Here is an 18754-nt window from a genome sequence, read left to right as displayed (position 1 = left end):
GCTCAGCGCTCGCCCACGGCGTTGATCGCGCCGCCGGCGCCGCCGATCTCGTCGTCCGGCTCCAGGCCGTCGGCCTTCAGGTGGATGACGCCGTAGTCGTAGCCGCGGCGGCGGTAGACCACGCTCGGCAGCCCGCTGTCCTTCTCCACGAAGAGGTAGAAGTCGTGGGCGACCAGCTCCATGGCGTGCAGCGCCTGAGCCAGCGTCATCGGGTGGGCGCTGTGCGTCTTCTCGCGGACCACCAGCGGTCCTTCGCCCTCGACCTCGAGGGAGGGGGCCACCGTCTTGCGCACCGGCGCCTCGTTCAGCTCCTCCGCCGTCGCCGTGCCGGGCAGGGCCGCGATCCGCGCGGTCGCCTCGGCCACGCTCAGCGGCGTGGTGCGCGCTCCGTGGTGCACCCGTCGCCGGTCGGCGGACTTGCGCAGCTGGGCGTCGAGCTTCGCCGAGGCCAGGTCGAGCGCCGCGTAGGGATCAGCGGCGGCGGCCTCGGCACGGATCACCGGACCGCGGGTACGGACGGTGATCTCGACCCGGTCGGACCGGTCGGCCTGACGCGGGTTGTGCTCCTTGGACACCTCGACGTCAAGGCTGATCACCTTGTCGTCGAACCTCTGGACCTTCTCCAGCTTTTCGGCCACGTGCTCGCGGAACCTCTGGGGCACCTCGGTCTTGCGGCCCTTGACGACGATGTCCACGCAGAACTCCGATCCCTCGTGCTGACGCCGATCCGGACTACCGGACCGGACATGAGACCCAGCCTGACCAGCCACTCTGCCGCCGGCCCCAGCGCCCGGCCGTTGACCGGGGCGGCTGGGCCTTCACCCACTTCCTCCCCATCAGAGGCGCTTGAAACCCCTTGGGGCCTCATAAGACACCCGGGACGGGTTTTTCGCCTCCCCAGCGGGAGGCTAGGCGGGCGCGGGTTCGGCCGGACAGCTGTTCACCCCTGTCTACCCTCTATCGAGTGAAGTGGGGGTAAATATCTGGACAACTCCGCCCAGACGGCCCACCCTGGCCGCACCACTCAGCGTCACGAGTCACCGGGAGGGGTCGTGTCCACGCTCCTGCTCGACCTGCTGCTGCCCACCGCCTGCGCCGGCTGCGGGGAGCCGGGCGGCCAACTCTGCCTCGACTGCCGGGCCCTGCTGGCGGGGCTGCGCGGAGCGCCGGCCGGCCCCGAGCCGGCCCCTGCCGGCCTGCCGCCGCTGCACTCCTGCGCCGGCTACCGCGATCCGCTGCGCGGGCTGCTGCTCACCCACAAGGAGCGCGGCGCACTGCGGCTGGCCGGCCCGCTGGGCATGGTGCTCGCCGCGGCGGTGCGCTCGGCGCTCGCCGCCGAACGCCCACCCGGGGACGCCGGCGCACGGCCCCTGCTGCTGGTGCCGGTGCCCTCCGCCCGCCGCGCGGTGCGGGCTCGCGGCCACGACGCGACCAGGCGGCTGGCCCGGTGCGCCGCCCACCGGCTCAACCGATCCGGCCTGCCCTGCCGGGTCGCCCCGGTGCTGCGCCAGCGCCGCGCGGTCGTCGACCAGGCCGGTCTCGGCGCCGAGCAGCGGCGGGCCAACCTGCACCAGGCGCTGGCCGTCCCGCCGCTCTTCCAGACCGCGCTGAGCGGCCGTCAACTGGTCCTGGTGGACGACCTGGTGACCACGGGAGCCAGCCTCGCCGAGGCGGCCAGGGCGCTGCGCGCGGCCGGCGCGCCGGCGCTGGCCGCCGCCACGGTGGCCGCCACCGCCCGCCACGAGCGGGCACCGGACCACGCGGCCCCGCGGGCGGTCCACCACCGCGGCCACCGGGCGCCGCGCGCTCAGCCCGGGTAGGCGGGCAGCACGGCACCGATGCGGTTGTAGGACTTCCACTGGGGCGGCGTGCTGCCGGAGAGCGAGTAGACGCCCTGGTCCTTGGAGTCGGCGAGCACCTGGTCGCCGCGGTCCTCCGAGGAGGCCACCACGGTCATCCCGTCCACCGCCTGCAGCACGTTGTCCGTCGCGCCCGAGCCGTCGGTCGACACGTAGTGCAGCTGCGGCACGCTGTCGCTCTCCTTGCCCAGCGCCAGCAGCACGTCCGGGTCGGCCCAGGAGACCGAGGTGACGTCGGAGAGCAGCGGCGCGATCGGCCGGATCCCGGTGATCGAGGCGGCCGGCTGCCCGCTGCCGCCGCGCACCACCAGCCCGATCGCCAGGCTGTGCGCGGCCGTCCCCGAGTTGCCCAGCAGCAACGCCGCCCTGGTGCCGTCGGAGGAGAGGCGGATGCTGTCCACCGTCTGGCCCGGCGGCAGGTCCACCGGGACCACGGAGCGGCTCGACCCGCGGATCAGCCAGACCTGCGGGTTCGACGGATCGCGGTCCACCACCCAGAGCCCGCCGGAACCGTCCCAGCTGGGCGAGCCGAGGCCCTGCTCGGGGCTCGGCGCCCGGCTGGTGACCAGCGCGCCGCCGAGCTGCTTGGCGGTGTCGTCCAGCGGCACCTGGTAGAGCCCCTTGCCGTCGGTGCTGACCACCGCGGCGGCGCGGCCGTCCCGCTGGACGGCGAACGCCCCCAGCGGCGCGCCACCGGCCGGGCGCAGCGTGGCCGGCAGGCTGCTCGCCCCCAGGACGCCGGGCACCGGAGCCGAGTTGTCCAGTCGGATCAGCTGCCCGGTCTGCGCGTTGCGGGCGTAGGGCACACCGCCGCCGACGGCCGCCGCGGTCAGGCTGCCCGGCGCCCAGGAGGCCGTCCTGGCCTGGGCCGGGCTGTACTCGCAGCTGCCGCGCTTGGCGGTCAGTGTCACGTTGTCGAGGGAACTCGGGCCGCTCAGGCTGAGCAGCGTGAAGTACAGCTGCGCGGCCATCTGACCGCACTGCGGCGAGCCGGTCTGGAAGTCGGCCCCGTCGATCTGGAGCTTGGGCTGATGCGGGTCGTCGGTGTTGACGGTAGCGGCCGGTGAGGTGCCGTCGAAGGCCGACCTGACGACCGGCGCGAGCCAGTCCGAGGGACCCTCCTTGAGGGCCTGGGCCGCCGCGGAGGCCGGGTCTATTCGGCGCCGCACGAAGATCGGGTCGGGCACCAGCACCGGCTGGTCGGCCCCGGGCGGGGCGCCCGGGTCGGGCCGGGTGAAGAAGTACCGGTCGGCCTGCTGGTAGGCGTTGCGGAAGTTGGTCTGGTTGAGGATCAGCGCCGTCGGCAGGTCGGTGATCCGCCACTGGGCCTTGTCGGCCGTCTCCTTGGCGTCCTTGCCGGTGTCCTTGGTGACGTTGGTCAGGCTGAAGACGGCGGAGTACTGCGGATCGGTCTTGGCCCGGTAGGTGTGCTTCCCGTCCAGGGTCGCGATCTCCGAGGACTGGAGCGTGACCGTCGCGTGGTCGGGGTCGCCGTCGCCCGGGGCGGTGTCCAGGTTGATGGTGTTGAGGATCACCGCGCCGGTGTCCGGCTGCCAGGTCCTGACCGCCTCGGGGGTCAGGTACTCCCGTGCGGTCTGGTAGTCGTGCTCGTCCGAGATCGAGGCGTCCAGGAAGTTCTGCAGCACCTCGCGCGGCGTCTGCCCGTCCCGCGGCGGCACCGGGATCACCCGCACCTGGACGCCCTGGTCGGCGCCCGAGGGCGGGTCGACCGGCTCGGGCGAGCCGCTGTCCGGCATGGTGGCGCAACCGGCCGTGACCAGCACGGTCAGTGCCAGCCAGCCGGTTCCCGTCCAGCGCCGACTAGTCCTGCTGGTCCCCACCCCGTGCCCCCTTCGCGCTCGTGCCGCCGGCGCCCCGCGCCGTCGCGCCACCGGACTCGCCGTCCTGCGGCCGCAGCCGGCTCGGGTCCACCACCACCTGTGCTCCGGTGGCACCGTATCCGCCGCTGCCGGACCGCACGTCGGACGGGTCGGCGAACACCTGGGCCTCCGGCAGCCGCCGGGCGCCCAGGCCGGCCCCGCCGATGCTCAGCACCCCGCCGAGCCCGGGGCCGAGGCCGCCGCCCGCGCCGCCCGGTGTCTCCGGGATCACGGTCGGCTCGCCGCTGGCCGTCAGGGCGGTCGCCCCGGCCGGCAGGGCGCGCCGGTACGGGGTGCCCTGGGCACGCAGGCCCCGGTTGTAGCGCGAGTCCTCCGGTTCCAGCCGGAACGGCGCGCGGCCGATGTCGCCGCCGCGGGTGCGCGGCAGGGTGAGCCGGAAGTGCGAACCGCCACCGGGCTCGCCCCAGGCCTGCAGCCAGCCGCCGTGCAGATGGGCGTCCTCGACCGCGATCGACAGGCCGAGCCCGGTGCCGCCGGTGGTCCGCACCCGGGACGGGTCGGCCCGCCAGAAACGGTGGAACACCCGGGAGGCCTCGCCGGGCTTGAGCCCGATGCCGTAGTCCCGCACGCCGACCGCGACCGCGCCGTCGCCCGAGCCCAGCCGGATCACCACGTCGCGGCCCTCGCCGTGCTCCAGCGCGTTGACCACCAGGTTGCGCAGGATCCGCTCGATCCGGCGCGGGTCGACCTCGGCCACCACCGGGTCGTCCGCCCCGGCCAGCACCACCGAGCTGCCCTTGAGCCGGGCCAGCGGGTCGGCCGCCTCGACCACCCGGTGCACGAGGTCGCGCAGGTCCACCGGCTCGGCGTCCAGCACCGCGGCCCCGGCGTCGAACCGGCTGATCTCCAGCAGGTCGGCGAGCAGCGACTCGAAGCGGTCCAGCTGGCCCTGCAGCAGCTCCGCCGAGCGGGCCGCCATCGGGTCCAGGTCCTCGCGGCTGTCGTAGATCAGATCGGCCGCCATCCGCACGGTGGTCAGCGGGGTGCGCAGCTCGTGCGAGACGTCGGAGACGAACCGGCGCTGCACCCGGGAGAGCTCCTCCAGCTGCCGGATCTGCGCCTGCAGCGCGTCCGCCATCCGGTTGAAGGACTCGCCGAGCCGGGCGATGTCGTCGGTGCCGGTGACCTTCATCCGCTCTTCGATGTGGCCGTCCGCCAGCCGCTCGGCGATCCCGGCGGCCATCCGCACCGGGGTGACCACCTGGCGCACCACGAGCCAGGCGGCGCAGCCGACCAGGATCACGATGAAGACGCCGGCGGTGGCGACCGTACCGGTCACCAGGCTCAGCGTGTTGTCCTCCTGGGCGAAGGAGAACGCGAAGTAGAGCTGGTAGTCCTGGTTGTCGGGACCGGTCAGCTGCTTGCCGATCACCAGGCCCGGCTCGGAGCGTGCCTGGGCGCCGAGCCCGCGGTGGATCGTGGTGGTCTGCTCGTGCGGGACCGTGCGGTCCTGCGCGACCTGCGCCTCCAGCTCCGGCGAGATGCTGCTGTAGTTCACGTCACCGGAGGCCCGGATCAAGGTGGGCGGGGCGCCGTCCTCGGAGGGGCGCAGGCCGATCACCGAGTAGACGCCCTGGCCACCGCTGGCCAGGCTGGCGACCTGGTCGGAGATCCAGGTACCGGGCTCGCTCGGCCCCGGGGCGGCGCCGGCGGCGCCGGCCTTGGCCCGCTGCTCGGCGAGCGCGTCGCTCTGCTGCTGCGCGGTGGTGAAGCCGCCGCTGGCCTGGTTCTCGACCGCGTGCTTCTTGGTGTCCAGCAGCCCGGTGCGGACCTGCGCCATCACCACGACGCCGAGCACCACCACCAGCGCGACCGAGAACAGCATCGTCGCCGCGACCACCCGCAGCTGTATCGAGCGGCGGTACAGCGCCGAGGCGCGCAGGAACGGGCTGCGCAGCCGGCGGCCGAGCAGCCCGAGCGGCGAGGCCGGCCGCTTCGCCGCGGCCTCCCCGTAGTGCGCCTCCCCGTCGGCGGCGGAGCCGGACGGGGAGGGGTGGACCTGGTACGTCACGTCAGCTGGGCCCGGCCTTGTAGCCGACACCGCGGACGGTGACCACGATCTCCGGGCGCTCCGGGTCCTTCTCGATCTTCGAGCGCAGGCGCTGCACGTGCACGTTCACCAAGCGGGTGTCGGCCGCGTGCCGGTAGCCCCAGACCTGCTCCAGCAGCACCTCACGGGTGAACACCTGCCAGGGCTTGCGGGCCAGCGCGACCAGCAGGTCGAACTCCAGAGGGGTGAGCGGGATGCCCCGCCCGTCCCGCTTGACCGAGTGGCCGGCCACGTCGATCACCAGGTCGCCGATGGTCAACTGCTCGGGCGTGGGCTCCTCGGCCCGGCGCAGGCGGGCCCGGACCCGGGCCACCAGCTCCTTGGGCTTGAACGGCTTGACCACGTAGTCGTCGGCGCCGGACTCCAGACCCACCACGATGTCGACCGTGTCGGTCTTCGCGGTGAGCATCACGATCGGCACACCGGACTCGGACCTGATCTGCCGGCAGACGTCGATCCCGTCGCGTCCGGGCAGCATCAGGTCGAGCAGCACCAGATCCGGCTTGGTCTCGCGGAACGCGGCCAGCGCCTTGTCCCCGTCCGCGACGAAATACGGCTCAAAACCCTCACCACGCAGCACAATGCCGAGCATCTCGGCGAGTGCGGTGTCGTCATCTACGACGAGGACGCGACCTTTCATGCGCCCATCCTCTCATTACGGGAATGTGACCTGACGCACACCTGTGCCCCTGATCCGGCTGCCGCACCGGCAATACCGCGCATATCCACCCAAACTCCCGTGTTCCTCGGCCCCGCCGACGCCGTTGTCGATCAGCAACCAGGCGCCCCTGGGGTGCCTGCCGCCACCATGGCACGATGGGCGGCACGAATTGCGCCGCACCACCCATCCTGGGGCACCGCCCCACGCCGAGGAGCAGTGATGACCGACACTCCGGGCTGGGTCTCCCCCAGCGCCTCCGGGACCGATCCCGAGGACGTCCGGCCGTCGGCCACCGCTCCCGCCCCGGGCATCCCCACCCCGGCGGCCCCCGCCGACGCCGCCCCCACGGGCAGCACCGCGACCGCGCCGCCGACCGCGCCCGCCCCGCCGACCGCACCGGCCGCGCCGAGCGCCCCCGCGGCGCCGCCGTACCCCGGCGCCTACGGTCAGGCACCCGCCGCCCCGACCCCGCCGCCCGCCCAGGGCTGGGGAGCGCCGCAGCCCGGCTGGGGTCCGCAACCGGGCTGGGGACCCCAGGGCGGCCCCGGCTGGGGTGGCCCGCAGCCGGGCTGGGGACCCCAGGGCGGCCCCGGCTGGAGCTACCCGCCGCCGCCCCCGAAGCCCGGCGTGATCCCGCTGCGTCCGCTGGGCGTCGGCGAGATCCTGGACGGCTCGATCTCCACCGTGCGCAAGCACTGGCGCACGGTGCTGGGGCTCTCGCTGGTGGTCGCCGTCATCTCCCAGCTCGTGCTCAGCCTGCTCGACTGGTGGACCCAGCACGACGACCAGAGCAACACCGGGCTGGTGGTCGGCATCGTCGGCATGCTGGTCAGCGCCGCGGCCGGTCTGGTGCTGAGCGCGCTGCTGACCATGGTGGTCAGCCGGGCCATCCTGGGTGAGACCGTCTCGGCCGGCGCGGCCTGGCGGGCCGCCCGTCCGCAACTGTGGCGCCTGGTGGGCCTGAGCCTGCTGGTGACGCTGATCCTCGTCGGGGTCTTCGTGGCCGCCGCCGTGCCGGTGCTCGTGGTGGCGCTCACCTCGGGCAACGAGGACGCGATCGCCGTGACGGCGTTCCTGATGCTGATCGCCGCCCTGCCCGTCGTGGTCTGGCTGTACATCCGGTTCTGCCTGGCGAACCCCGCGCTGATGCTGGAGAAGCAGGGCATCAAGGCCGCGCTCGGCCGCTCCCGCAAGCTGGTCCACGGCTCCTGGTGGCGGATCTTCGGCATCAGCCTGCTCGGCCTGGTGCTGAGCACCATCCTCGCCTCGGTGATCGCCATCCCGTTCCGCATCCTGGCCGGCCTGGTCGGCGGGTCGGTGCTCGACGCGCTGGGCGGTGACCCGTCCCACCCGCAGTCGATCGCCGCACTGGTGGTCGTCGGGGTCGGCAGCGTGGTCGGCGCGATGCTGACCACCCCGGTCCAGGCCGGCATCAACGTCCTGCTCTACGTCGACCAGCGGATCCGCCGCGAGGCCCTCGACCTGGAGCTCGCCCGCGCGGCCGGCCTGCCCGAGTACGGCGGCACCGGCTGGGCCGGTCAGGGCGGCGGGGCGGCCTGACCCGATGCCGACCTGGGGGGAGCGGGTCCTGGCCGCCGCCGACGGCGCGCCCGTGACCACACCTCGCGACCCGGCCCGCGAGGCCGCGCGCGAGGAACTGCTCAAGTCCGAGTACCACCGGCACGACCCGAGTCTGCTGCAGCGGGTCAGCGGCTGGCTCTGGGACCGGCTGAACGACCTGCTCGGACAGCTGGGCGGCAGCGGGACCAGCGGCACCACCGGGTTGATCCTCTTCCTGGTGCTCGCGCTGCTGGTCGGTGCCGCGCTCTGGTGGCGGCTGGGCCGTCCCCGTCGCGCCGCCACCACCAGCACGGCGCTGTTCGGCACCGCCGGTCCGCGCACCGCCGACGAGCACCGCGAAGTCGCCCGCCGGCACGCCGCGGCGGGCGACTTCGCGGCCGCGGTCCGCGAGCAGATGCGCGCCCTGGTCCGCGGCCTGGAGGAGCGCGTGCTGCTCGACCCGCGCCCCGGACGCACCGCCGACGAGGCCGCCGCCGAGGCCGGGCGCCGGCTGCCGGAGCACGCCACGGCGCTGCGCGAGGCCGCCCGCCTCTTCGACGACATCGCCTTCGGCGACCGCGCCGCGGACCGGTCCGCCTACCAGCGGCTCGCCGACCTCGACCAGGCGCTGCGGCGCACCCGCCCCGCGGACCTGACCCCGGCGGGCGCCGCGTGAGCACCCACGACACCCTCCCCCAGCCCGCCGCACCGGCCGACAGCACCGCGCCCGGCACCGCCGGCCCGCCGGCGCCCACCCCGCGCGAGCTCTGGCGCCGCGCCCGCTGGTTCGTGGCCGGCGCCGCCGCCCTGCTGGTCACCGGCCTGCTGATCGCCGGGCTCGGCAACAACACCGCCTACCCCTCGCTCGACCCGCGCTCGGCCGATCCGGACGGCACCAAGGCCATCGCCCAGCTGCTGCGCGCCCAGGGCGTGACCGTCGACACCACCGCCGACCCCGGCCGGCTCGCCGATGCCGCCGACGCCGCCGATGCCGGTGCCGATACTGTGCTGCTGCCCCTGCCCGACCTGCTGACCACCGACCAGCTGCGCGCGGTGGCCGCCGCGGGACACCGCCGCCTGGTGCTGATCTCCCCCGACAGCACCGCCCTCGACCTGCTCGCCCCCGGCCTGCACACCGCCGGCAGCGGCGACCTGCCGCTCACGGTCAGCTCCGCCGTCACCGCGCCCGACTGCCCGCTGCCCGAGGCCCAGCGGGCCGGCAGCGCCGACCTGGGCGGACGCCTCTACCAGGTCGACCCCGGCGCCGGGGCGGACGCGAACGCGGTCGGCTGCTACCCGCGCGACGGGTACCCCGCGCTGGGCCGCACCACCACCGGCCAGGGCACCGAGGTGATCGTGGTCGGCTCCGGGCGCTTCCTGACCAACCAGAGCCTGGCCTCCGGCGGGAACGCCGCGCTCGCCCTGGGCCTGCTCGGCGCACAGCCCCACCTGACCTGGTTCCTGCCCGACTTCCAGGCCCAGGCCACCGCCACCGGCCCGCAGAAGTCGTTCACCGACCTGATCCCCGACGGCTGGCACTGGGCCGCCCTGCAGTTGGCCGTCGCCACGGCACTGGCCGCCCTCTGGCGGGCTCGCCGGCTCGGGCCGGTGGTCAGCGAGCGGCTCCCGGTGGTGGTCCGCGCCACCGAGACCACCGAGGGCCGGGCCCGGCTCTACCAGCGGGCCAAGGCCCGCGGCCGGGCCGCCGAGGCACTGCGGCGCGCCGCCCGGCAGCGGCTGGCCCCCGCGCTCGGCGTGCCGCTGACGGCCGGCGAACCGGACACGGGCGCGCTGCTCGCCGCTCTCGGCGACCGGCTCGGCACGGAGCGGCCGGCCACCACCGGGCCTGCCGGCGAGGCCGCCACCAGGGCCGCCACCGGGCCGTGGGACGACAGCCGCCGCCCGCCCGGCGAGCTCCACGGCCTGCTCTACGGCCCACCACCCACCGACGACGCCGCGCTACTGCGGCTCGCCGACGACCTCGATGCCCTGGAAAGGCAGGTACGACAGCCGTGACCGACCAGACCGCCCTCGACCAGCTCGCCGAGCGGGCCGCCCCCGCGCCCGACCCCCGGCAGGCGCTGGGCGCCCTGCGCGCCGAGATCGGCAAGGCCGTGGTCGGCCAGGACGCCGCCGTCACCGGACTGGTGGTCGCGCTGCTCTGCGGCGGCCACGTACTGCTCGAAGGCGTCCCCGGCGTGGCGAAGACACTGCTGGTCCGCACGCTGTCGACCGCGCTCAGCCTGGGGACCAAGCGGATCCAGTTCACCCCCGACCTGATGCCCGGCGATGTCACCGGCTCGCTGGTCTACGACGCCCGCACCGCCGAGTTCTCCTTCCAGCCCGGTCCGGTCTTCACCAACCTGCTGCTGGCCGACGAGATCAACCGCACCCCGCCCAAGACCCAGGCCTCGCTGCTGGAGGCGATGGAGGAGCACCAGGTCACGGTCGACGGCGAGCCGCGCGCGCTGCCCGAGCCGTTCCTCGTCGCCGCGACCCAGAACCCGCTGGAGTACGAGGGCACCTACCCGCTGCCCGAGGCCCAGCTCGACCGCTTCCTGCTGAAGCTGGTGCTGCCGCTGCCCGACCGCGAGCAGGAGTTCCAGGTCCTCAGCCGGCACGCCGCCGGGTTCGACCCGCGCGACCTGCACGCGGCCGGGGTGCGCCCGGTGGCCGGCCCCGCCGACCTGGCCGCCGCCCGCGCCGCGATCGCCCGGCTCACCGTCTCCCCCGAGGTGCTCGCCTACATCGTCGACCTCTGCCGGGCCACCCGGCAGTCGCCCTCGCTCTCGCTGGGCGTCTCCCCGCGAGGCGCGACCGCCCTGCTCAACACCTCCCGGGCCTGGGCCTGGCTGGCCGGACGCGACTACGTCACCCCGGACGACGTGAAGGCGCTGGCCCTGCCGACCCTGCGGCACCGGGTCCAGCTGCGTGCCGAGGCCGAGATGGAGGGGGTCACCGCCGACACGGTCATCCAGGCCGTACTCGCCCAGACGCCGGCTCCCCGCTGAACCCAGGCCGGGAAGCGCGGCGAGACCGCGCCCGGTCCCGCCGCCGCCAGATCCACCGCGTCCTTTAGGAGTCCACCGTGGCCCTCACCGGCCGTACCGCCCTCCTCGCCGCCCTCGGCAGCCTGGTGGTCGGGCTCCTGCTGCCCTCGTGGACCGGGATCGCTGCCGTCAGCGGCGCCCTGCTGCTCGGGGTCCTGGTCGACCTGCTGCTCGCCGCCCCCGTCCGCCGCCTGCGGCTGGAACGCGCGGGCGACAGCTCGGTGCGCCTCGGCGAGCCCGCCACCATCACGCTGACCGTCGTCAATCCGTCCGGCCGGTCGCTGCGGGCCGGACTGCGGGACGCCTGGCCACCCTCCGCCTTCCAGCCGGGCACCGAGCTGGCGGCCTCCCGGCACACCCTGCGCGTGCCACCCGGCGAACGCCGCAGGATCACCACCGAACTGCGCCCCACCCGGCGCGGTGACCACCAGGCCCACCGGGTGACGGTCCGCTCGCACGGCCCGCTCGGCCTGGCGGGGCGTCAGGGCTCGCGCCAGGTCCCGTGGACCCTGCGCGCGCTGCCGCCCTTCACCAGCCGCAAGCACCTGCCCTCGCGGCTGGCCCGGCTGCGCGAACTGGACGGCCGTACCTCGCTACTGACCCGCGGCCAGGGCACCGAGTTCGACAGCCTGCGCGAGTACCTGCCGGGCGACGACGTGCGCTCGATCGACTGGCGGGCCAGCGCGCGCCGCAACACGGTCGCCGTGCGCACCTGGCGGCCCGAGCGCGACCGGCACATCCTGATCGTGCTCGACACCGGCCGCACCTCGGCCGGCCGGGTCGGCGACGCCCCTCGGCTGGACGCCGCCCTGGACGCGGCGCTGCTGCTCACCGCGCTGGCCACCAAGGCCGGCGACCGCGTGGACCTGCTCGCCCACGACCTGCGACCGCGCGGCACGGTGCTGGGCCGATCCGCCACCGACGTACTGCCCGCCGTCACCCACGCGATGGCTCTGCTGGAACCGGCCCTGGTCGAGACCGACCTGCGGGCGCTCACCGCGACAGTCCTGCGGCTCGCCCCGCGCCGCTCACTGATCGTCCTGCTCACCGGCCTGGACGCCGGTCCCGCCGAGGACAGCCTGCTGCCACTGCTGCCCCAACTCACCAAGCGGCACCAGGTGGTGATCGCCGCCGTGGCCGATCCGCGGCTGACCGAGCTGGCCGCGGGCCGCGGCACCCTGCCCGCCGTCTACGGCGCGGCGGCCGCCGAGCAGACCCGGGCCGACCGCCGCGCGGTCGCCGACCGGCTCACCCGGCTCGGTGCCACCGTCCTCGACGCCCCGCCGACCGCGCTGCCTCCGGCACTCGCCGACGCCTACCTGGCCCTGAAGGCGGCCGGGCTGCTCTAGCCCAGGCCGGCCAGGCTCCCGCAGGCACCCGTACTGCTGGTGCCGGTGCGGATCAGTCGTGCTGCGGCTTGACCCAGACGTGCGCGGTCGCCGCGTCGCTCTCCTCGGTCAGCTCCGCCACCGCCGTCAGCCACTCCGTGATCCCCTGCGAGAGCGCGGTCGCGGACGACTTGTCCCCGTGGAACGCCTCGCGCGCCGCCTGGTAGGCGAACCACCGCTCGACATGAGCCAGCCAGGCTTCCTCGCTGGGCGCGAAGTGCATCGTCACCCGCGGGTGGGCGCGCAGCCAGTTCACCACCGTCGGGGACTTGTGGGTGAAGTAGTTGTCGCAGATCAGGTGCAGCTCGCCGCTCTCCGGCAGATCCCGCTCCAGCTGTGACAGGAAGCGGCGGAACTCCACCCCGCGCCGCCGCCGGTGCAGCGTGCCGAGCACCTGCTCACGGGTGCTCCCCAGGCTCGCGAGCAGCCCCTCGACGGACGCCGGCAGCGGCTCCTCGCTCCGCTCCCGCAGCTCCTCACGGAGCTTGGGACGGAGCATCGTGTCCGCGTCCACCCGCAGCACCAGTACCCGCTCGGGTGGCGCCAGGTACATCGCGGCGACCTCGTGCGAGGTCTCCATGGTGAAGGGGTCGGTGGCCAAGCCGAACGGCTCGGGACGCGGTTGGGGTTCGGGGCGGGCCTTGGGGCCGGGGCGTGCCATAGGTCGATCGTAACGGCCGATACCGTCGCCCCCGACCAGGCCGTGAACGCGAAGAAGCCCCCAGCCGAAAGGCTGGGGGCTTCTCCTGAATGATTGTTCGGCGGCGTCCTACTCTCCCACAGGGTCCCCCCTGCAGTACCATCGGCGCTGTAAGGCTTAGCTTCCGGGTTCGGAATGTAACCGGGCGTTTCCCTCACGCTATGACCACCGAAACACTATGAAACTATCGGCCGCACCACACCCGTGACCAACGGTGTGGGGTCGTTGTTTCAGAACAACACAGTGGACGCGAGCAACTGAGGACAAGCCCTCGGCCTATTAGTACCGGTCAGCTCCACCCATTACTGGGCTTCCACATCCGGCCTATCAACCCAGTCGTCTACTGGGAGCCTTACCCTCTCAAGGAGGTGGGAGTGCTCATCTCGAAGCAGGCTTCCCGCTTAGATGCTTTCAGCGGTTATCCCTCCCGAACGTAGCCAACCAGCCATGCCCTTGGCAGGACAACTGGCACACCAGAGGTTCGTCCGTCCCGGTCCTCTCGTACTAGGGACAGCCCTTCTCAACACTCCTACGCGCACAGCGGATAGGGACCGAACTGTCTCACGACGTTCTAAACCCAGCTCGCGTACCGCTTTAATGGGCGAACAGCCCAACCCTTGGGACCTACTCCAGCCCCAGGATGCGACGAGCCGACATCGAGGTGCCAAACCATCCCGTCGATATGGACTCTTGGGGAAGATCAGCCTGTTATCCCCGGGGTACCTTTTATCCGTTGAGCGACGGCGCTTCCACAAGCCACCGCCGGATCACTAGTCCCTGCTTTCGCACCTGCTCGACCCGTCGGTCTCACAGTCAAGCTCCCTTGTGCACTTACACTCAACACCTGATTGCCAACCAGGCTGAGGGAACCTTTGGGCGCCTCCGTTACTCTTTAGGAGGCAACCGCCCCAGTTAAACTACCCACCAGACACTGTCCCTGATCCGGATCACGGACCCAGGTTAGACATCCAGCACGACCAGAGTGGTATTTCAACGTCGACTCCACGACAACTGGCGTTGCCGCTTCAAAGTCTCCCACCTATCCTACACAAGCCGAACCGAACACCAATATCAAGCTATAGTAAAGGTCCCGGGGTCTTTCCGTCCTGCTGCGCGAAACGAGCATCTTTACTCGTAATGCAATTTCACCGGGCCTATGGTTGAGACAGTCGAGAAGTCGTTACGCCATTCGTGCAGGTCGGAACTTACCCGACAAGGAATTTCGCTACCTTAGGATGGTTATAGTTACCACCGCCGTTTACTGGCGCTTAAGTTCTCAGCTTCGCCTGGTCGAAACCAAGCTAACCGGTCCCCTTAACGTTCCAGCACCGGGCAGGCGTCAGTCCGTATACATCGCCTTACGGCTTCGCACGGACCTGTGTTTTTAGTAAACAGTCGCTTCTCGCTGGTCTCTGCGGCCACACCCAGCTCAGAGAGCAAGTCTCCTCACCAGACATGGCCCCCCTTCTCCCGAAGTTACGGGGGCATTTTGCCGAGTTCCTTAACCATAGTTCACCCGAACGCCTCGGTATTCTCTACCTGACCACCTGAGTCGGTTTGGGGTACGGGCCGCCATGAAACTCGCTAGAGGCTTTTCTCGACAGCATAGGATCATCCACTTCACCACAATCGGCTCGGCATCAGGTCTCAGGCTATAGTTGTGCGGATTTGCCTACACAACGCCCTACACCCTTACCCCGGGACTACCACCGCCCGGGCTGGACTACCTTCCTGCGTCACCCCATCGCTCACCTACTACCCTGTTGGATCAGCGGCTCCACCACGTCCCTTCGTCCGAAGACTCCAGGCCGGCTTCACGGCTTTAGCATCCAGAGGTTCGACGTTGGCGCTTCAAAGCGGGTACGGGAATATCAACCCGTTGTCCATCGACTACGCCTGTCGGCCTCGCCTTAGGTCCCGACTTACCCTGGGCAGATCAGCTTGACCCAGGAACCCTTGGTCAATCGGCGCAAGAGTTTCCCACTCTTGTATCGCTACTCATGCCTGCATTCTCACTCGTATCCCGTCCACGACTCGATTCCTCGGCCGCTTCACCCGGAACACGACGCTCCCCTACCCATCCACAGCGCCGTTGGACGTATTCTGTGAATGACACGACTTCGGTGGTGTGCTTGAGCCCCGCTACATTGTCGGCGCGGAATCACTTGACCAGTGAGCTATTACGCACTCTTTCAAGGGTGGCTGCTTCTAAGCCAACCTCCTGGTTGTCTCTGCGACTCCACATCCTTTCCCACTTAGCACACGCTTAGGGACCTTAGTCGGTGTTCTGGGCTGTTTCCCTCTCGACCATGGAGCTTATCCCCCACAGTCTCACTGCCACGCTCTCACTTACCGGCATTCGGAGTTTGGCTAAGGTCAGTAACCCGGTGAGGCCCATCGCCTATCCAGTGCTCTACCTCCGGCAAGAAACACGTGACGCTGCACCTAAATGCATTTCGGGGAGAACCAGCTATCACGGAGTTTGATTGGCCTTTCACCCCTAACCACAGGTCATCCCCCAGGTTTTCAACCCTGGTGGGTTCGGTCCTCCACGCGGTCTTACCCGCGCTTCAACCTGCCCATGGCTAGATCACTCCGCTTCGGGTCTTGGGCATGCAACTCAAACGCCCTATTCGGACTCGCTTTCGCTACGGCTACCCCACACGGGTTAACCTCGCTACACACCGCAAACTCGCAGGCTCATTCTTCAAAAGGCACGCAGTCACGGCCCGCCGAGAAAACTCGACGAACGACGCTCCCACGGCTTGTAGGCACACGGTTTCAGGTACTATTTCACTCCGCTCCCGCGGTACTTTTCACCATTCCCTCACGGTACTATCCGCTATCGGTCACCAGGGAATATTTAGGCTTAGCGGGTGGTCCCGCCAGATTCACACGGAATTTCTCGGGCTCCGTGCTACTTGGGAAAAGCTCAAGTGAGCCGCACAGATTTCGTCTACGGGGGTCTTACCCTCTACGCCGGACCTTTCGCATGTCCTTCGACTATCCATACGGTTTCTGACTCACCCAGCCGCCGGCAGACGACTGAAGAACTCTCCCACGACCCCGAAGTGGCAACCCCTGCCGGGTCTCACACCACTACGGTTTAGCCTCATCCGGTTTCGCTCGCCACTACTCCCGGAATCACGGTTGTTTTCTCTTCCTGCGGGTACTGAGATGTTTCACTTCCCCGCGTTCCCTCCACATACCCTATGTGTTCAGGTATGGGTGACAGCCCATGACGACTGCCGGGTTTCCCCATTCGGACACCCCCGGATCAAAGCTCGGTTGACAGCTCCCCGGGGCCTATCGCGGCCTCCCACGTCCTTCATCGGTTCCTGGTGCCAAGGCATCCACCGTGCGCCCTTAAAAACTTGGCCACAGATGCTCGCGTCCACTGTGCAGTTCTCAAACAACGACCAGACACCCACCCTCAACACCCGAAGGCATCTCAAGTAGGACCGGCACTGAGACAACGGAAACCCATTCCCTCAGGACCCAACAACGTGCCCGACACACCAGACTCACAGTTACGCTTTCCACGCCGAAGCAGTACTCACGAACCATCACCCAGTGTGCCGAATAGTCAACGTTCCACCCATGAGCAACCAATCCGAGGCATTCGCTCGGATCTGGCCATGTGCTCCTTAGAAAGGAGGTGATCCAGCCGCACCTTCCGGTACGGCTACCTTGTTACGACTTCGTCCCAATCGCTGGTCCCACCTTCGACGGCTCCCTCCCAAGGGTTAGGCCACCGGCTTCGGGTGTTACCGACTTTCGTGACGTGACGGGCGGTGTGTACAAGGCCCGGGAACGTATTCACCGCAGCATGCTGATCTGCGATTACTAGCAACTCCAACTTCATGGGGTCGAGTTGCAGACCCCAATCCGAACTGAGGCCGGCTTTTTGGGATTCGCTCCACCTCACGGTATCGCAGCCCTTTGTACCGACCATTGTAGCACGTGTGCAGCCCAAGACATAAGGGGCATGATGATTTGACGTCGTCCCCACCTTCCTCCGAGTTGACCCCGGCAGTCTCCTGTGAGTCCCCATCACCCCGAAAGGCATGCTGGCAACACAGAACAAGGGTTGCGCTCGTTGCGGGACTTAACCCAACATCTCACGACACGAGCTGACGACAACCATGCACCACCTGTATACCGACCACAAGGGGGCGCCCATCTCTGGACGTTTCCGGCATATGTCAAGCCTTGGTAAGGTTCTTCGCGTTGCGTCGAATTAAGCCACATGCTCCGCTGCTTGTGCGGGCCCCCGTCAATTCCTTTGAGTTTTAGCCTTGCGGCCGTACTCCCCAGGCGGGGAACTTAATGCGTTAGCTGCGGCACCGACGACGTGGAATGTCGCCAACACCTAGTTCCCAACGTTTACGGCGTGGACTACCAGGGTATCTAATCCTGTTCGCTCCCCACGCTTTCGCTCCTCAGCGTCAGTAATGGCCCAGAGATCCGCCTTCGCCACCGGTGTTCCTCCTGATATCTGCGCATTTCACCGCTACACCAGGAATTCCGATCTCCCCTACCACACTCTAGCCTGCCCGTATCGAATGCAGACCCGGGGTTAAGCCCCGGGCTTTCACATCCGACGCGACAGGCCGCCTACGAGCTCTTTACGCCCAATAATTCCGGACAACGCTCGCACCCTACGTATTACCGCGGCTGCTGGCACGTAGTTAGCCGGTGCTTCTTCTGCAGGTACCGTCACTTGCGCTTCTTCCCTGCTGAAAGAGGTTTACAACCCGAAGGCCGTCATCCCTCACGCGGCGTCGCTGCATCAGGCTTTCGCCCATTGTGCAATATTCCCCACTGCTGCCTCCCGTAGGAGTCTGGGCCGTGTCTCAGTCCCAGTGTGGCCGGTCGCCCTCTCAGGCCGGCTACCCGTCGTCGCCTTGGTAGGCCATTACCCCACCAACAAGCTGATAGGCCGCGGGCTCATCCTGCACCGCCGGAGCTTTACACCAACCCCCATGCGGAGGAAGGTCATATCCGGTATTAGACCCCGTTTCCAGGGCTTGTCCCAGAGTGCAGGGCAGATTGCCCACGTGTTACTCACCCGTTCGCCACTGATCCACCCCGAAGGGCTTCACCGTTCGACTTGCATGTGTTAAGCACGCCGCCAGCGTTCGTCCTGAGCCAGGATCAAACTCTCCGTGAATGATTACCCGGCCCCGTCATCAACAGAGCCGGTTCACACCCGCGTTGAGCGGCACGACAACCACCGGAATAGGGCGGCCCCGTGCACTGCGTCCTCGCTGTGTCTTACTTCAAAAGGAATCTCCAACCCCCACCAAACGGTGAAGGCCGGGGATGTCAACATATCTGGCGTTGACTTTTGGCACGCTGTTGAGTTCTCAAGGAACGGACACTTCCTTCAAGCCGCTCTCGCAAGCTCTCCGGGCATTCGTTTCAGTTACTGCGTTCTTTCGTGTTCTCAGCCTATCAGATCCGATTCGCACCGTTTTACCGGCCGCTTTCTTCTCCGAATTCCCACTGAGGGGATTTCCTTCGGCTTACCGGAAGAGCTTATCAAAGCCTCTGCAGTGGTTTTACCTCGGGAGTTTGACTTG

11 protein-coding genes and 3 rRNA genes are annotated in these 18754 nt (G+C 69.6%); 6 read left to right on the top strand and 8 right to left on the bottom strand.

Annotated features, from left to right (window positions below; genetic code table 11):
- Positions 1 to 2 precede the first annotated feature (2 nt).
- A complete protein-coding gene (gene raiA, locus OG455_RS24890) occupies positions 3 to 695 on the bottom strand; it encodes a ribosome-associated translation inhibitor RaiA (RefSeq protein ID WP_266297232.1) in 693 nt (230 codons plus the stop codon).
- A 357-nt stretch (positions 696 to 1052) separates the two neighbouring features.
- Between raiA and OG455_RS24885 the strand changes: the two genes are divergently transcribed.
- Positions 1053 to 1820, top strand: a complete 768-nt coding sequence (locus tag OG455_RS24885) for a ComF family protein (protein ID WP_266297230.1) — start codon at positions 1053 to 1055, stop codon at positions 1818 to 1820.
- Here the strand turns inward: OG455_RS24885 and OG455_RS24880 are convergent.
- The 3 genes from OG455_RS24880 to mtrA form a co-directional block, all read right to left on the bottom strand.
- A complete protein-coding gene (locus OG455_RS24880; RefSeq protein ID WP_266297228.1) occupies positions 1808 to 3616 on the bottom strand; it encodes an LpqB family beta-propeller domain-containing protein in 1809 nt (602 codons plus the stop codon). The two genes, OG455_RS24885 and OG455_RS24880, sit on opposite strands and share 13 nt — an antisense overlap.
- A 64-nt stretch (positions 3617 to 3680) precedes the next feature.
- Positions 3681 to 5672, bottom strand: coding sequence for an MtrAB system histidine kinase MtrB (gene mtrB, locus OG455_RS24875; RefSeq protein WP_266300943.1), 1992 nt, complete (start codon positions 5670 to 5672; stop codon positions 3681 to 3683).
- Positions 5673 to 5772: 100 nt separating this feature from the next.
- Positions 5773 to 6450, bottom strand: coding sequence for an MtrAB system response regulator MtrA (mtrA, locus tag OG455_RS24870; protein WP_035848644.1), 678 nt, complete (start codon positions 6448 to 6450; stop codon positions 5773 to 5775).
- Between the two features lie 240 nt (positions 6451 to 6690).
- Here mtrA and OG455_RS24865 point away from each other — a divergent pair, with 240 nt between their 5' ends.
- The 5 genes from OG455_RS24865 to OG455_RS24845 all read left to right on the top strand — a co-directional run bounded on the left by OG455_RS24865 (position 6691) and on the right by OG455_RS24845 (position 12430).
- A complete protein-coding gene (locus OG455_RS24865; protein ID WP_266297224.1) occupies positions 6691 to 8031 on the top strand; it encodes a hypothetical protein in 1341 nt (446 codons plus the stop codon).
- Positions 8032 to 8035: 4 nt separating this feature from the next.
- Complete coding sequence (locus OG455_RS24860) at positions 8036 to 8707, top strand: DUF4129 domain-containing protein (protein WP_266297222.1); 672 nt, start codon at positions 8036 to 8038, stop codon at positions 8705 to 8707.
- Positions 8704 to 10047 (top strand): DUF4350 domain-containing protein, encoded by a 1344-nt coding sequence (locus OG455_RS24855; protein WP_266297220.1) that lies wholly within the window; start codon positions 8704 to 8706, stop codon positions 10045 to 10047. Before OG455_RS24860 ends, OG455_RS24855 begins: the two co-directional genes overlap by 4 nt.
- Before the next feature lie 65 nt (positions 10048 to 10112).
- Complete coding sequence (locus tag OG455_RS24850) at positions 10113 to 11042, top strand: MoxR family ATPase (RefSeq protein ID WP_266300942.1); 930 nt, start codon at positions 10113 to 10115, stop codon at positions 11040 to 11042.
- A 77-nt stretch (positions 11043 to 11119) separates the two neighbouring features.
- Positions 11120 to 12430 (top strand): DUF58 domain-containing protein, encoded by a 1311-nt coding sequence (locus OG455_RS24845; protein ID WP_266297218.1) that lies wholly within the window; start codon positions 11120 to 11122, stop codon positions 12428 to 12430.
- Positions 12431 to 12482: 52 nt separating this feature from the next.
- Here OG455_RS24845 and OG455_RS24840 read toward each other — a convergent pair whose 3' ends face one another.
- The 4 genes from OG455_RS24840 to OG455_RS24825 all read right to left on the bottom strand — a co-directional run bounded on the left by OG455_RS24840 (position 12483) and on the right by OG455_RS24825 (position 18342).
- Complete coding sequence (locus OG455_RS24840) at positions 12483 to 13130, bottom strand: transposase (protein ID WP_266297216.1); 648 nt, start codon at positions 13128 to 13130, stop codon at positions 12483 to 12485.
- A gap of 95 nt (positions 13131 to 13225) precedes the next feature.
- Positions 13226 to 13342, bottom strand: a 5S ribosomal RNA gene (gene rrf, locus OG455_RS24835).
- A gap of 86 nt (positions 13343 to 13428) precedes the next feature.
- Positions 13429 to 16549 (bottom strand): 23S ribosomal RNA (locus OG455_RS24830).
- 271 nt (positions 16550 to 16820) lie between these two features.
- A 16S ribosomal RNA gene (locus OG455_RS24825) occupies positions 16821 to 18342 on the bottom strand.
- Together the 16S, 23S and 5S rRNA genes form the textbook arrangement of a ribosomal RNA operon.
- Positions 18343 to 18754 lie beyond the last annotated feature (412 nt).

Source organism: Kitasatospora sp. NBC_01287 (assembly GCF_026340565.1).
GTDB lineage: Bacteria > Actinomycetota > Actinomycetes > Streptomycetales > Streptomycetaceae > Kitasatospora.
This window is presented reverse-complemented; position numbering and strand designations above follow the sequence as displayed.